This window comes from Varibaculum cambriense (genome assembly GCF_032557235.1).
GTDB lineage: Bacteria > Actinomycetota > Actinomycetes > Actinomycetales > Actinomycetaceae > Varibaculum > Varibaculum cambriense_C.
Window position 1 is genome coordinate 1 of the sequence record NZ_JAWGMB010000009.1, and the last position, 15,003, is coordinate 15,003.

At 52.8% G+C, this 15,003-nt stretch carries 11 protein-coding genes; 6 read left to right on the forward strand and 5 right to left on the reverse strand.

Going from position 1 to position 15,003, the window contains the following annotated elements; genetic code table 11:
• Nucleotides 1-75 precede the first annotated feature (75 nt).
• The gene (gene groL / locus E6072_RS07330) at nt 76-1,710 is read right to left on the reverse strand and encodes a chaperonin GroEL (protein ID WP_316694782.1); all 1,635 of its coding nucleotides are present in this window, start codon (nt 1,708-1,710) and stop codon (nt 76-78) included.
• Between the two features lie 288 nt (nt 1,711-1,998).
• Nucleotides 1,999-2,601, reverse strand: a complete 603-nt coding sequence (locus E6072_RS07335; RefSeq protein WP_316694784.1) for a LytR C-terminal domain-containing protein — start codon at nt 2,599-2,601, stop codon at nt 1,999-2,001.
• Nucleotides 2,602-2,705: 104 nt separating this feature from the next.
• On the opposite strand from E6072_RS07335, the gene E6072_RS07340 reads away from it, so the two are divergent.
• From E6072_RS07340 to E6072_RS07350, 3 genes are read left to right on the forward strand one after another with little or no spacing between them, the layout of a single operon-like run.
• A complete protein-coding gene (locus E6072_RS07340; protein ID WP_316694786.1) occupies nt 2,706-3,368 on the forward strand; it encodes a uracil-DNA glycosylase in 663 nt (220 codons plus the stop codon).
• 51 nt (nt 3,369-3,419) lie between these two features.
• Complete coding sequence (locus E6072_RS07345; protein WP_316694788.1) at nt 3,420-4,742, forward strand: LCP family protein; 1,323 nt, start codon at nt 3,420-3,422, stop codon at nt 4,740-4,742.
• 35 nt (nt 4,743-4,777) lie between these two features.
• The gene (locus E6072_RS07350; RefSeq protein WP_316694790.1) at nt 4,778-6,166 is read left to right on the forward strand and encodes an LCP family protein; all 1,389 of its coding nucleotides are present in this window, start codon (nt 4,778-4,780) and stop codon (nt 6,164-6,166) included.
• Between the two features lie 135 nt (nt 6,167-6,301).
• Here E6072_RS07350 and galE read toward each other — a convergent pair whose 3' ends face one another.
• The gene (gene galE, locus E6072_RS07355) at nt 6,302-7,291 is read right to left on the reverse strand and encodes a UDP-glucose 4-epimerase GalE (RefSeq protein WP_316694791.1); all 990 of its coding nucleotides are present in this window, start codon (nt 7,289-7,291) and stop codon (nt 6,302-6,304) included.
• A gap of 167 nt (nt 7,292-7,458) precedes the next feature.
• Between galE and E6072_RS07360 the strand changes: the two genes are divergently transcribed.
• The 3 genes from E6072_RS07360 (at nt 7,459) to E6072_RS07370 (ending at nt 10,658) form a co-directional block, all read left to right on the forward strand.
• Nucleotides 7,459-8,958 carry a hypothetical protein gene (locus E6072_RS07360; protein ID WP_316694793.1) on the forward strand — a complete coding sequence of 500 codons (1,500 nt, stop codon included), beginning with the start codon at nt 7,459-7,461 and terminating at the stop codon, nt 8,956-8,958.
• A gap of 9 nt (nt 8,959-8,967) precedes the next feature.
• The gene (locus E6072_RS07365; protein ID WP_316694794.1) at nt 8,968-9,411 is read left to right on the forward strand and encodes a GtrA family protein; all 444 of its coding nucleotides are present in this window, start codon (nt 8,968-8,970) and stop codon (nt 9,409-9,411) included.
• 248 nt (nt 9,412-9,659) lie between these two features.
• Nucleotides 9,660-10,658, forward strand: coding sequence for a malate dehydrogenase (locus E6072_RS07370; RefSeq protein WP_316694797.1), 999 nt, complete (start codon nt 9,660-9,662; stop codon nt 10,656-10,658).
• A gap of 136 nt (nt 10,659-10,794) precedes the next feature.
• On the opposite strand, the gene E6072_RS07375 is transcribed toward E6072_RS07370, so the two are convergent.
• Together E6072_RS07375 and E6072_RS07380 are read right to left on the reverse strand one after the other, a co-directional pair.
• A complete protein-coding gene (locus tag E6072_RS07375; protein WP_316694799.1) occupies nt 10,795-13,431 on the reverse strand; it encodes a UvrD-helicase domain-containing protein in 2,637 nt (878 codons plus the stop codon).
• 20 nt (nt 13,432-13,451) lie between these two features.
• Entirely contained in the window at nt 13,452-14,996 is a 1,545-nt protein-coding gene (locus E6072_RS07380) for an exo-alpha-sialidase (protein ID WP_316694800.1), read from the reverse strand.
• Between the last annotated feature and the right edge of the window lie 7 nt (nt 14,997-15,003).

Consider the following 15,003-nt stretch of genomic DNA (forward strand, 5'->3'; position numbering starts at 1 on the left):
GAACCTCACGGTTCGTCCCCGCCTTTGGTATCACCTTGGTTTTGCGACCTAGTCGCAAAACCAATCGAGTACGGTTTAGTACATTCCGCCCATACCGGCAGCTGCTGCCGCCTCATCGGCGCCAGGTGCAGCCGGAGGCTCCGGCTTGTCAGCTACTACCGCTTCGGTGGTCAAGAACATTCCCGCGATCGAGGCCGCATTCTGCAAAGCAGAACGAGTGACCTTAACCGGGTCAGCAATATTGCTCTTGAGTAGATCTTCATACTCGCCATTGGCGGCGTTCAGACCCTGACCAGCAGGCAGGTGAGCAACCCGTTCAGCCACTACCGAGCCTTCCAGGCCAGCATTCTCTGCGATTTGACGCATCGGAGAAGAAAGGGCAACCCGAACAATGGAAGCACCAGTTTCTTCGTCGCCACTTAGTTTCAAGCCATCCAGAGCTTTCAGGCCAGACTGCAGCAGGGCAACCCCACCGCCAGCCACGATGCCTTCTTCAACTGCCGCTTTGGCGTTGCGAACTGCGTCCTCGATCCGGTGCTTACGCTCCTTCATCTCCACTTCGGTGGCGGCACCGGACTTGATAACTGCGACTCCGCCAGCCAGTTTAGCCAAGCGTTCTTGCAGTTTCTCGCGATCGTAATCAGATTCAGTGTTTTCGATTTCCTGACGAATCTGCTTTACGCGAGCCTCGATATCTTCGGCAGCGCCTGCGCCCTCTACGATAGTGGTTTCATCCTTGGTAACAACCACTTTGCGAGCCTTGCCCAGCATATCCAGCTCGGCATTTTCCAAGGTTAGACCCACAGTCTCAGAAATGACCTGACCGCCAGTTAGAATCGCCATATCCTGCAGCATCGCCTTGCGACGGTCACCGAATCCCGGAGCCTTAACCGCAACGGTCTTAAAGGTGCCGCGAATCTTGTTCAGAACCAGGGTTGTCAAGGCTTCCCCGTCTACGTCCTCCGCAATAATCAGCAGCGGCTTACCGGTAGCCATTACCTTTTCCAGCAGCGGTAACAGATCCTTAATCTGGGAAACTTTCGATTCCACCAGCAGGATGTAGGGATCTTCCAGAACAGCTTCTTGACGATCCGGGTCAGTTACGAAGTAACCAGAGATGTAGCCCTTATCGAAACGCATACCCTCGGTAACTTCCAGGTGAGTACCGAATGAGTTGGAATCCTCAACGGTAATAACACCTTCATTGCCTACCTTTTCCATGGCATCCGCAATCAAAGCCCCAATTTCGGGATCGTTGGCGGAGATAGAAGCGGTAGCCGCAATCTCGTCACGAGTTTCAACTTCCTTGGCATCGGCGTGTAGCTGATCGACAACCGCCTCAACAGATTTGTCAATGCCGCGCTTAAGAGCAATCGGGTTTGCCCCGGCAACTACGTTGCGCAGTCCCTCGCGCACTAGTGCCTGAGCCAATACGGTTGCGGTAGTAGTACCGTCACCAGCCACATCATCGGTCTTCTTAGCGACCTCTTTGACCAGCTCGGCACCAATCTTTTCGTACGGATCTTCCAGCTCGATTTCTTTAGCTACCGACACGCCATCCTTGGTGATGGTGGGAGCGCCCCACTTCTTTTCCAAAACCACGTTGCGACCACGCGGCCCTAGCGTTACTTTCACCGTATCGGCCAGGGTGTTTAGCCCTCGCTCCATTCCCCGGCGAGCTTCCTCATCAAAAGCAATAATTTTGCTCATATGCTTTTATTCCCTCCATCGCGGCGCTACTGCGCCACGCGGTTAGATCTTTGACCCAGCCTTGATGCCCGCGACGGACGAGGACGCTGCGCCGATCCTGTCTCGGAACATTGCCCCCTCATCAAGAACTCGATTTTTATCACTCTCTAGGTTCGAGTGCTAAATACGATTTTGGCACTCTCCTAGGCCAAGTGCAAACTATCGTCCATAACAGGGGAAAAATATCCTGATAGAGAAATCAGCCACCCCAAAAGTCACACCCGCGTCGGGAGTACAAACGGCAGATAACTAGTCAAGGAGATAAACGGCGATATCGGTATCCCCGATTTGAAACTTGCCGTTACTGGCGTCGTATACCCGGGAAATCCCAGCAACTTTAGCGGCTTCCTCGGCAGATTCCCGATATTCTTCACCGCGATACAGCACCGTTGAACCTTCTAAACCGCGAGCCCGTGAGTTAGTCGCTACCGGATTATTAAAGCCCGCAGACTGTAATTCTTCAGCTACCTGTTTCGCCCATCCCGAACGTTTAGAAGCATTAAGCACCCAAACCCGCACATTTTCTTTATCGGAGCTACCCGCACGCGCTTGCGGACTCTCGCTCTCATCTGGCGAGGTGGTGTTATCAGGTTTATCAATTTTGGTGGGATTATTACTGGGAACCGTAACACTAGCGCTAGCACTGGGGGTGGCAACCGGCTTAACATCGCGGATCTTGCCGGTAGTTTTCATCAACGCTACCCCGCCCCAGGCCAAAGCTGGTCCTAATACCAGCACAATCAAGATTGGCAACAGGGTCTGCCAGCGCCTAATCGGACGGCGATGAGCACCCGAGGGGCCTTCTTCTCCCATCGCGTCGAATTCATCTGGCGGAAACTCTTGTTTGCTCACAAGCCCACATTAACCGCATCTGGATACCGGCAGCCTACCTGCCACGCCGATAAAGCAGATTTGTCCCTCCTGGTTTATCTGCGTTCACAGGGTAAAGTAACAGCATGAGTAGCAACCTGGAAAAAATCATGCACCCCTCCTGGGTACCAGCTATGGAGCCGGTAGCTGGCAAAATCAGCGAGATGGGTAAAATGCTGCGCGAGGAAGGAAATCACTATTTCCCTGCGGGCAAAGACATTTTTCGAGCTTTCACTTACCCATTTGATCAGGTAAAAGTGTTGATCGTGGGACAAGACCCCTATCCCACCCCGGGCAATGCAATGGGGCTGTCGTTTTCGGTAAAACCGGGAGTTGCCATTCCGAAGTCGCTACAAAATATTTTCAAAGAGCTTCAGGAGGATCTGGGTTGCTCCCTGCCCAGCAGTGGGGATTTGCGACCCTGGGCAGGGCAGGGCGTAATGCTGCTAAATCGGGTACTCACTGTCTCCCCCAATGAAGCCGGGTCTCACCGGGGTCGCGGCTGGGAAGAGGTAACCGACTGCGCTATTTCTGCCTTGGTGAAGCGGGATCGTCCCCTAGTCGCTATTCTGTGGGGCAAGCAGGCACAATCTTTGCGTCCCGCTCTGAAAGACACTCCTTGCGTAGAATCTGCCCACCCCTCACCTCTGTCTGCTTCCCGAGGATTCTTCGGTTCGCGGCCGTTTTCGCGCACCAATTCCTGGTTGCAACAATTAGGTGCAGCTCCAATAAATTGGCAACTTCCCTAACTCCTTATCCAAATCGTTACAATTAGGCGCAGACAGCATAAAGTAGTACACGTGAGTTCACACAAGAAGAGCGCGAAAGAGTATATCGGGCGTATTCGCCACGCTAATAACCCGCCCTATCCTCCTAAGATACGGCGCGCTTTGTCCTGTGCCTTAGTGTTTCTTCTATCGTTTTCTTTAGCGGCAGGCCTTTTGATTTACTCCGACTTATCCGGGCGGGTAAACAATCTGGGTGCCTCTTCTTTATTAGGGCGAACTCCCCCGGATTCCTACGACGGGCGAGCCCTCAATATTTTGATAATTGGTTCTGATTCTCGATCCGGTAAAGGTAACCAGACTTTAACTAATAATGACGATCCCACTGAACGCTCCGACACCACGATGATTATGCATATCTCTAAGGATCGTTCCCAGGTAAACGTAGTTTCTATTCCTCGAGATCTAATCGTCGATATTCCTTCCTGCCAGCGTAGTGATGGCAGCAGTTCTGAACCACAAAGAGCCCAATTTAACTGGGCGTATTCGATTGGATCCTTAGGTGGTGACCGCGCCTCGGCGGTAGTGTGTACCTGGAAAACAGTGGAAAAACTCTCCGGGATGCGTATTGATGAATCCATAGTGGTGGATTTCAATGGCTTTTCTTCAATGATCGATGCCCTAGGGGGAATCAACGTTTACGTCCCTACCAAGATAAAAGACAAGAAGAATTCCGGGCTAGAGCTAGAGCCTGGCTGTAAACATTTCAATGGTAAGGAAGCCTTAGCCTACGCGCGAGTGCGCCACGGAGTCAAAGGATCCGATGGCTCCGATATCCAACGTATCCAGCGTCAACAGGCAGTTATGGGTATCATGATGCGGGCTGCCTTAAAAAAGAACATGTTTACATCCCTGAATCAACTTTATGGCTTCGTAGGTAATGGTCTAGGAGCCTTGACCGTATCCGAGGGATTATCTTCGGTTTCTCAGTTGTCCGGGTTGGGATGGTCTTTGCAAGCACTTAAGCCCGATAAGCTGCTCTTCCTCACCCTCCCGGTCTACGAGGCCCCCTTTGACCGCAACCGCCTATTGCTTTCTGACAAGAAAGCCGAGCCGATTTGGGATTCCTTCATAAATGACACTCCCCTACCGGCCGGAGTAGAAGTGCGAGACGGGAACGGCAATGTTCGCACTATTACCGAACAGACCCCTTCTTCCCAGACCTCGCAGGACAATTCTGCCCCTTCTGCTGCTCCCAGTCAGACTCCCGAGACTTCGGAGTCTACTACCCAAGATTTGAAGCCAGCACAGGACATGAGGCAAAGCGGGTCACTTAACTCCAAATTAAGTCCCGAAGAACTAGCTGAACTGCAGCGTAAATGCGAAGCACGAAATTAAAGCACCCTCCGGTCAACAGTTAGGAAGCGAATAACTTGAGTCAGCAGAACCTACCGGAATCTTTCCCGCCTCCCAATAGGCGTCGCCCCCGCCCAAGTCAATCAGTGCCGCCCTCCTACGCTCCTCAGCAAAGGCGGCGGCGTTCTGCTATTTCCGCCAATCCCACTTATTCAGACTCCAATCGATTAGCTAGCAATTCCGAAAGCACTCACACCTACCCGGATCATCCTTCGCGCCCGGCGATCTCTCGGCGCCTCAAAGATCAAGCAGGCAGCCCTGCTTCCTCCAGTTCAAAGGCACAAGAAATTCCAATACAGCCGCGCTCTGAGTCCCGTTTTGCAGGACGCACGGTTCCCACCCGTACCCGGGTAATGCCCGCAGATCGTCTGCCGGCAGACTCTAGCTCGCGTCAAAGACAAGTCGCCGCTCCCAAATTGGAGCCTACCCCGCCTTCCCGCTCACCACGGATTCCTCATGCCCATCTCCCGGCGCGCCGCGTTTTTAAATGGACACTCACTGTACTCATTATTTTCGTTATCGCCTGGCCCCTGTACCTGTGGTACCTAGTGGATTCCCAGCTGAACCGAGTTGACGCCCTTTCAGCGCTACCAGCTAGTGAAGGCGAAACTTGGCTCATCGCAGGCTCCGATCAACGTTCCGATGGCAGCGATGGGGGCGTACAACAACCCTGGGTTCAAGGTGCCCGTGCCGACAGCATCATGTTGCTACGCAAAGTTAATGGGGTAGCGGAACTGGTATCCCTACCCCGGGACACCGCAGTGGAAATACCTGGGCACGGCCTCAATAAACTCAATGCTTCCTATGCACTCGGCGGACCGAAATTACTGGTAAAAACGGTGGAGGAAGTAAGCGGAGTCAAGGTAGATCACTATGTTGAGGTAACTATGGGTGCGGTTACCCAACTAGTAGACGCGGCAGGCGGGGTGGAACTCTGTCTCGACTATGATGTCGACGATGCCGATTCTGCTTTGAAATGGAAGAGCGGCTGTCATCAGGCCGACGGGGCAACTGCGTTGGCTTTTTCCAGGATGCGGCACCAAGATCCGCGCGGGGATATCGGCAGAGCCGAGCGTCAACGCCAAGTGGTTTCTAAGCTGTCACGAACCCTGATTACCCCTTCGACCTTCCTGAACCCCCTAAAGCAACGGAACCTGGCAAACGCGGGGGCAAACAATCTGACTTGTGATTCTGATTCGGGGACTTGGGCACTGGGTAAGATGCTCTTCGCCTATCGCAGCGCCTCCAGCAATAACCTCACCGGAGTTCCTCCCATTGCCAAAATGGCTTATTACCGCGGTGGACACGGGGCTATGGTGCTCTTAGATCAGCAGAAAACTCCCGGTTTCTGGTCTGCTTTCAAAAAAGGTACCCTGCAGCCTAGTCAGTATCACCAATTCCAGTAGCCTAGCTAGGAAATAGCGCCGGTTAAAAACCTGGCTAAGTAGAGTGCAAAGCCAGTTTATTGGTAGCAAAAAGCGTCCTTAGACCTCCCTAGACTATCGCAGCCAGGGAAGAACAAGCAGAAATTACCAACTGGCTTAAACGCCTGAAATCCGATCTGGCCCGGCTTGCCAAGCACTCCAGGCAGATTCAAGAATCTCCTTGACTCCGTATTCTGCTTTCCAATCCAAGTCAACGCGAATCCGGGTAGTGTCCCCGATTAGCTGAGCAGGATCCCCGGCGCGGCGAGGCTGCTCATCGGCTTTGAAATCAATCCCGGTAACTTGCCGCAATCCCTCTATAATTTCTTTTACGGAAGTACCTTGCCCAGTGCCCACATTGAAAGTATGGTGTTCCATCTCTTGCCCGGAAGCCACATAATCAAGCGCATGTAAATGCGCTTCAGCCAGGTCTTTTACGTGGATATAGTCGCGCACGCAAGTACCATCGGGAGTGTCATAATCACTACCAAAGATAGCTGGGTGTTTGCCCTGTGCCAGGCGTTCAAGCACCATCGGGATCAGGTTTAGACGGGCGGGATCACCCAAATCATCCCATCCGGATCCGGCAACATTGAAGTAGCGCAGACCGATCCAACGCAACCCCCAGGCGCGTTCACAATCTGCCATCATCCATTCCCCAATCATTTTGGTTTCCCCATAGGGATTAATGGGTTTACCTGCAAGTTCTTCCGGCACCACGGGTACATCTGGCTGCCCATAGACTGCCGCTGAGGACGAGAAAATCATTTGCCTAACCCCGGCATCACGCATAGCAGACATCATATTGGCCAGTCCGCCAACGTTCTGCTGGTAATACCACATTGGTTTTTCTACCGATTCCCCCACCTGTTTACGCGCAGCAAAATGGATAACTGCCGTGACGTCCTCGTCGATGAGGGTTTGGAATAGAGTCTTACGGGCACCAGAGCTGGCAACATCAAGTTGCACCAGTTTCGCGTCCCCAATCCGGGTAGGACTACCGTAGGAGAGGTCATCAACGACGACTACCTTTTCTCCACGTTGCTGTAAGAGACGAACCACATGGGCGCCAATATAACCGGCGCCCCCCGTAACTAAAATACTCATGGTTACAGATTACTTCAGCAGATGGCTACTGGTAGCCTTAATCGGGATTTCTTGGGTAAATTGAGTCTGATTTTACCCATTATCTAACTTCAAAGTTCGTTAAAAATAGGTTAGAATGGACTGAGGAGTATTGGCTTAACCTGAGGTTGGACGGGAGGTGACCCCAGATGCGTGATGCCGCGTCTAAACGACGTATTGGCGTGCAGGTAACACTAGCAGTAATAGCAGTATTCCTTGCTCTGGGAACCCTCATCATCGCTCCCACTACCTCCATCGCTGGAGCCGTTAAACCTACCTACGAAATCACGCTGACCCCGGTAAATCCCCAGCCCACCTCCACTACCCCTACCTCGGATTACGATCCGATAATGCCCGGCCCTTCTCCTACTCCAACCTTTAACGGTCCGCGCATTATTCTGTCTTTGCGTCCGGTACAACCCGGACCATCTCCGGTTCCAACTTTTAATCCCACACAATCGCCCTCCGATACCGTGCAACCTGTGGGCGTCGCTCAGGATTTACGACGCGCCTCTGCTTCTGGCTCCTTTGCCTGCGGGCTGCGCACCGATGGTACCGCCCGCTGCTGGGGGGTGAACGATTCTGGCCAGCTGGGGATTCCTATAACCCGTCAGCCAGCCATATTGCCACAGACCATCGCGAATCAGCCCGTCAAGTTTACTCAAATTTCCACCGGTCGGGAATACACCTGCGGTCTGGGCACCGATAAGTTTGTGTACTGTTGGGGCGATAATTCCTTTGGACAACTGGGACAGGTTAAATCCCGTACCCAGTTGTCGGGATCTTTCAATCCGCTGCGGGTAGGGAACCTGGCAGCAGATACCGCCCAAATTGCTACGGGAGGGCGCCATGCTTGTGCCCTTTCCAACTCCGGCGTGCTTTCTTGCTGGGGAGCCAATGAAATGGCGCAGGTTGGAAACAGCACTAACATCGGTAATCAACTAAAGCCGGTAGCGGTAATGACCGATGTGAAAGAGGTTGCTACCGGTAACGACCATACCTGCGCCCTCAAGCAAGACGGCACGGTTTATTGTTGGGGAGTAAAAGCTGGCTGGGATGGCTGGAATGACCGCCTGGCAGTCGACTACCAATTACGGCCGGCACCGGTTTCAAATATGAAGTTCGTTTCTCTGCGTGCCGCCGGGGATCGCAGTTGCGCAATCAGTGAAAACAAGCGGCTTTATTGTTGGGGAATCAATACCGACGGTCAGGCAGGTAAGCCTGGCGATATGTTCACTAGAGGCAAGATGCTGCAGCCCGAGCTGATCAGTTCCCTTCCACAAGTCAGCCAGGTTTATCTGGGCTACTACGGGGGCTGCGCAGTTACTTCCAATGGCACTACCTATTGTTGGGGACGCAATGACTTCGGACAACTCGGCCCAGGTATTGCTTTAACTAAACGGGTTGCCCGCAGCAATACTCAGATTATCGGGGCTGCTCCGGCAGTCAGCGGTTTAGATGCCCGCCTGGGAGCAAATGATCGTTCCACTATCTTCATGGGCAGTACCTTTACTTGCATGTTAGATAAGAAGAACAATATGTACTGCGTAGGCAATTGGGCACAGGGACAGCTGGCAGACGGGCGGCGCAGCGATCGGCTTTCGAACGCCCGAACCGCGCAGATTACTCCGGTCTATTCCCGTCTGTAGTCTTAAACTGTGGGAAAACTATACACCTATCTGGCTGCCCGGGGACGCCTGGCTAGAATTATTAAGTTCTGCCTGGTAGGTGGGATGAACTACCTGGTTGATGTGTCGGTTTTCAACCTGTTAATGGTAAGTTGGCTTTCCTCTCATCCTTTGACTTCCAAGATTTTGGCCGCCGCGGTAGCTACCGTGTTTTCTTGGGTGGTGAACCGGCAATGGACTTTCCGCAGTCAACGCACCGATAACCGCCTGCAAGAGTTTATTGGCTTCACGGTAGTTAACGTGCTCGGAATGGTACCTGCAGTCATTTGTCTGGGGGTCAGCCACTACCTTCTGGGGCTTACCTCGCTGCTTGCTGACAATATTTCTGCCAATATTATCGGATTGATTTTAGGAACTATTTTACGGTTCTTCCTTTATGAACATCTGATTTTTACCGGCAGGAAAAAACCTTAGTTACCGGAGATTCTTTGAGGACGAGCCAATAAAGAATATCTGGCAGGAGCACCCAGTTAGGACTAAGGGTCAAGAAAGATTTCTCGATATCAAGACGTACCCTATTTCCTGCGTTTATATAGGTATTTTTAAGAAATCTTTTAGTGGCAGATGCCACCTTAAAGCGTTAGGGTTGAAACATAAGTCTAGTTGGCTTGACCGACCGGGAGCGGTCGGTAGGAAAACAATTCTCATCGAAGGAGAATCACATGGCAGAATGCTGCTGCAAGAAACCTGTTACCGTTACCGTTACCGGCGCTGCCGGTAACATCGGATATGCCCTCCTGTTCCGTATTGCCTCGGGCGCTATGCTGGGTCCTGATCAGCCCGTTAAGTTAAACCTATTGGAAATCCCGCAAGCAGTTAAAGCTGCCGAGGGAACCGCAATGGAGCTTAACGACTCGGCATTCCCGCTACTGGCAGGGGTAGATATTTACGATGATCCCAACCAGGCCTTCGCCGGGTGCTCCTATGGCCTTTTGGTGGGAGCTCGCCCCCGCAGTAAAGGCATGGAGCGGGCAGACCTCCTAGCCGCCAACGGTGGCATTTTCGGCCCGCAAGGCAAAGCTATTAACGATAATGCTGCCGATGATATTCGCGTACTGGTAGTCGGAAACCCGGCGAACACCAACGCTTACATTGCTTCCAAGTCGGCTCCGGATGTACCAGCAGAGCGTTTCACCGCGATGATGCGCCTGGATCACAACCGCGCTATCTCCCAGTTGGCAGAAAAGACCGGCGCTGCGGTCAAAGACATCAAGAAGATGATCGTATGGGGCAACCACTCCGCTGATCAATACCCTGACCTCACCTTCGCTACTGTAGACGGCAAGCCGGCTCCAGAACTGGTTGATGAGGCTTGGTTGGACGACTACTTCGTACCTACCGTAGCTAAGCGGGGCGCTGCCATTATTGAAGCACGGGGCGCTTCTTCGGCAGCTTCGGCAGCTTCTGCAGCTATCGACCATATGCATTCGTGGGCTTTGGGAACACCAGAGGGCGACTGGACCACTATTGCCGGTCCTTCTCACGGAGAATACGGGGTTCCCGAAGGCCTCATCTATGGTATGCCCGTCATCTGTAAAGACGGACAGTACCAGGTAGTGGAAGGTCTGGAGCTCCCCGAAAAGACCAAGCAGCATATCGTGGCTAACGCGAAGGCAGCTGAAGAGGAAATCGCTACCGTTAAGGAACTGGGAATCCTCTAAACCCCTTGTTGCTCACCGAACCCTTTAAGGTCGGGTAGAGCCAAAATATTGGGGGGTGGGCAATATGCCCACCCCCCAATATTTATTTTTCAGGACAACTGATTAAGACCACGAATAACCGCCCAGTCCAGGTAGGTTAGATTTTCTCCATCGGCGCTAGACGTAACAAAAGCCGTTTGGTTACTCCCCCCGCGAACTCTACTTTGGCGCTCTTAGAGCGACCCCGCCCTTCAATGGCGATCACCGTACCTTCCCCAAATTTGTCGTGGCGCACCCGATCTCCAGTACCGACCTCGACGGCTTTACCAATGGAAGCATTGGCATCGGTACGTGCCCCTAGCTCAGTTCCCAAACGTTTCACTTTCCCGGTTTCGCGCCGCGAAATCTTGCCGGTTCCGCCTGCTCCGAATGCCGGTCCGGTGGCGTCCTCCTCCCGATACTTGCCAGTTCGATACTGGTAGTTGCTCTCACCGCGACTGCGGTACCCAGAACTGTTTTTGCGTCCGCGAGAACTGCTCCCCCAACTGCTCCCGGAGCTCCAAGAGGACGAGGTATCGAAGGAAAATTCAAACTGCCCGTTACTCTTACTTAACTGGTCAGGTTGATCCATTAACTCGGTCGGAACCTCCAGCAAGAATGGAGAAAGCGGCTGCCAGCGGGTTTCTCCCCACATTTGTCGGTTGTGGGCGGCGGTCAAATATACTTTTTGCTGCGCGCGGGTAATCGCCACATACGCTAGACGCCTTTCTTCCGCCATTTCCCCAGCTTCTCCCAAGGCGCGAGAATGCGGAAAAGTCCCTTCTTCCAATCCGGTCACAAACACCACCGGGAACTCTAAGCCTTTCGCCATATGTACGGTCATTAAAGTAACCTGTCCTCGCTGGTCACCCGGGAGTTGATCCGCATCGGCCACCAGAGCCACCCGCTCCAAAAAATCCACCAAGGTACCTTCCGGTTCATCTTCGCTGAACTGGGAAGCCACGTTATAGAACTCCGAAAGGTTATCCAGGCGTACCCCGTCCTGGGGATCCTTAGATCCCTCCAAAGACTTCAAATATCCCGACTCGGTCAGTACCGTCTGCAAGCTTTCCTTCAACGGTGCGCCCTCGACATAGGATTGCCGGGCAGAAACTAAGCAATCCCAAAACTGAGCGATACTGGTGCGCGCCCGGGGGGTAAGTCCGTTAATCTCGGCGTTATCGGGCACCGTTTCGCTCATCCCCGAAAGGTTGGTATCCGCAGCCGCACTAGGACGTTGTTCCCCCAGCTCCTGCAGCCATACTAAAGCTGCCACTCGTCCTAGGGATACATCATAAGTATTCGCCGCGGCCTGCAGTGCCGCTTGTGCTTTGTTACCCAAGGAACGTTTAGGAGTGTTGATCACGCGGGTAAAAGACACCGCGTCATCGGGATTAACCACCAGCTGCAAATAGGCGATCGCGTCCTTGATTTCTTTACGTTCATAGAACTTGGTGCCCCCAATAATCCGGTAGGGAATCCCCGCATGAGTCAAAGTTTCTTCTAGGAGGCGCGAGTGAGCATTTATCCGATAAAAAACCGCAATATCACCGTAGGTATATCCCGCGCCTACCAGGTTGTTAATTTCTTCCACTACCGAAAGTGCTTCATCCCGATCAGCTGAAGATATCCGTACTCCTACTTTTTCGCCCTCACCCGAATCAGTCCATAACTTTTTCTTGTGCCGACTCTGGTTATGCGAAATCACCGCGTTAGCGGCCGCCAAAATATTCCCACTGGAACGGTAGTTTTGTTCCAGGTAGATAGTGCGTGCCCCGGGGAAATCCTTTTCAAATTCTTCGATATTGCGCACGGTGGCGCCTCGGAAAGCGTAGATAGATTGGTCAGAATCTCCAACTACCGTAAGTTCCGCGGGGGTGATCGACTCGCCCTCTAGCTGTTCCGGTTGGTTAATTGCCGCGCCGGCTACCCCAGACAGCAACTTGACCAGCACATACTGGGCATGGTTAGTATCTTGATATTCGTCTACCAATACGTGACGGAAACGGTGGCAAAAACTGGATTGTACCAGGGGATTGCTTTGGAAAAGCTGTACCGTGCGCATAATCAGATCATCGAAATCTAGCGCATTAGCAGCATTCAGGCGATGTTGATACACCGGGTATACCTTCGCCACTATCTGCGCATCTGGCCCCAGGCCCGCACTCGCGAGGTAGGTGTCGGGGTCGATTAAGGAGTTCTTTAAATCCGAAATTCGGCCTTGAATTTTCTTAGCTGGGAACCGTTTAGGATCAAGTTGTAGTTCTTTTAGAATCATGGAAACCAAACGGGTAGCATCCGCTTGATCATAAATCGTAAAAGAAGATTTAAGGTTAGCAGCCTCGGCGTAGCGGCGTAAGATTCTCACGCAGGCAGAGTGAAAAGTTGACACCCACATTTGACCGGCTTGCGGCCCGATCAGGGAACTAACCCTTTCTCGCATTTCTGCAGCCGCTTTATTGGTGAAGGTAATGGCTAAGATTTGCGAGGGATACGCCTTGCCAGTAGCCAAAAGGTAGGCGATACGTCGGGTCAAAACCCGGGTTTTCCCGGAGCCAGCTCCCGCCATCACAAGCAACGGCGTACCGTGATGCTCGACGGCTTGCCGCTGGGGCTCGTTCAAACCCGCAACAATCTCTTCCGGTTTGGAGGAAGTCGATGAGGAGGACGGATGCGAACCTGCCGCGACTGCACCGGGCAGCAAGGTTTGGGACGTGGGGGTATCAGCAGAAAAAAGGGCGTTAAAATCTATCATTAAACCTGGATATCTGGATATTACCTGCGAGAAAGCAGACCGGCACGTCGCAAGACTTGATTTTGCTCTTTCTCGGTGGCGTTCCAACCAACCGCGAGATATTTCAGAGACAAAGCATCAATACAAAACGCCGCCACCGAAATTCCGGAATCAGTCTCGTAGGCAATAGCGACGATCCGAATATCTTCCAAAGAAACCACGTCAAGCGTATTGACCGGTTGAGAAGTAAAGGGCATAACCCCTAAAAGTTCGGAAGCGAAATCAAACATGGAACGTACAGTTCCCTGCCCATTTTGGTTGCGCGCCACCGCCAGCATTACCCGGGACTGTTCGGTGTGTTCGGGAGCAGAATAGAATGCTCGCTCCACCGCTGTTGGCAGGGTATTCCCCAAAGCCTTTTTATCTAATTTTTCAGTAAAACTGCGGCCGCCATCAGCAGAGGCGTAAGCGTTAAAGGTTAATCCCTGATCGGTTTCCTCAATACAGCCCATCACCAATTTCCCGTCGGAAAGCTCGGTAATGGTTGCTTGTATAACTTTTTCGCCAGCAAATTTACCTGCCCACCAGGAGATTCCTTGGTCATCGGAGCAGACCGCTACCGCGCCTCGTTTACCGTCAGCCTCGGTGGCTACTGCCACATAAGCGAGCCGGCCGGTCCAAATCCCGTGGCGCAGCTGCACTCCGTGCCCATGGGCGGTGCGCCGTGAAACCCAGCTTTGATCACCGTCAACTAGGCTGGTCAAATCGCGGTAACGCCAGGTATCACCTTCGTCATCACTTAAAGCCACCGCAATATGGTTTTGGGATTCATCGTCATCGCTGCGCGTAGTTACCGCGATAAATACCCGCCCGGTGACTTGAGAAATAATTATCTGCGGGTCGGTGAAAGACTGGCCAGAATCCGTATAGGTTTCTTGATCGAAAAGAACACGGGGCTCTTCCCAACTGATTCCGTGATCCCGGCTGCGGGTATACCAAACCTGGGTGTGTCCATTCGCAGGGCGCTTTTCAAACGCTAAAATCAGTTTGCGTCCCGGAGTGCGATCAATAGCAGGTACTCCGTAGCTTTCTTGGTCGTTAGCTGCGCAAATATCGGCAGTTTTAACTCCATGTACCGGAAGCTTCCGGCATGGTTCCTCTACTGGTTCAACCGGAGTCTCCGGAGAGTTGCCTTCCTCGGCAGCGACGGAGGTATCTGCCGGCTCTGCTGCAGACGGAGAATCCGAGGTTCCCGAGTCCGGGACGGTAGCCGCCGGAGTAGCCGGGGCAGTCTCTGGTGCTTCCGCGGTCTTTTCCGGGGAACTAACCGCAGATTCTGCGGTATTTTCTTCCGCTGAGCTAGGCGCGGCGGATTCAGAAACAGCTTCCTCGCTCTGATTATCCGATAGCGTCTGGTCTTCTAAAATCACAACCCCGGATGATTCGTAAACTGTCCGTTCGCTCTCAGATTTATCTGCTTCTTTAGCAGCGCTTTCCAAGGCTAACGGCAGGCGGGAGTCACGCTCGTCGTCACGAGCAGAAGACCCTCTAAAGAGTCTTTTCAAGCGTTGCCAAAACCCAGCCACGTACGTT

Coding starts and splice junctions, on each gene's coding strand:
- groL (WP_316694782.1), bottom strand. CDS start 1,710: ATGAGCAAAATTATTGCTTTTGATGAGGAAGCTCGCCGGGGAATGGAG.
- E6072_RS07340 (WP_316694786.1), top strand. CDS start 2,706: ATGAGTAGCAACCTGGAAAAAATCATGCACCCCTCCTGGGTACCAGCT.
- galE (WP_316694791.1), bottom strand. CDS start 7,291: ATGAGTATTTTAGTTACGGGGGGCGCCGGTTATATTGGCGCCCATGTG.
- E6072_RS07360 (WP_316694793.1), top strand. CDS start 7,459: ATGCGTGATGCCGCGTCTAAACGACGTATTGGCGTGCAGGTAACACTA.
- E6072_RS07370 (WP_316694797.1), top strand. CDS start 9,660: ATGGCAGAATGCTGCTGCAAGAAACCTGTTACCGTTACCGTTACCGGC.
- E6072_RS07375 (WP_316694799.1), bottom strand. CDS start 13,431: ATGATAGATTTTAACGCCCTTTTTTCTGCTGATACCCCCACGTCCCAA.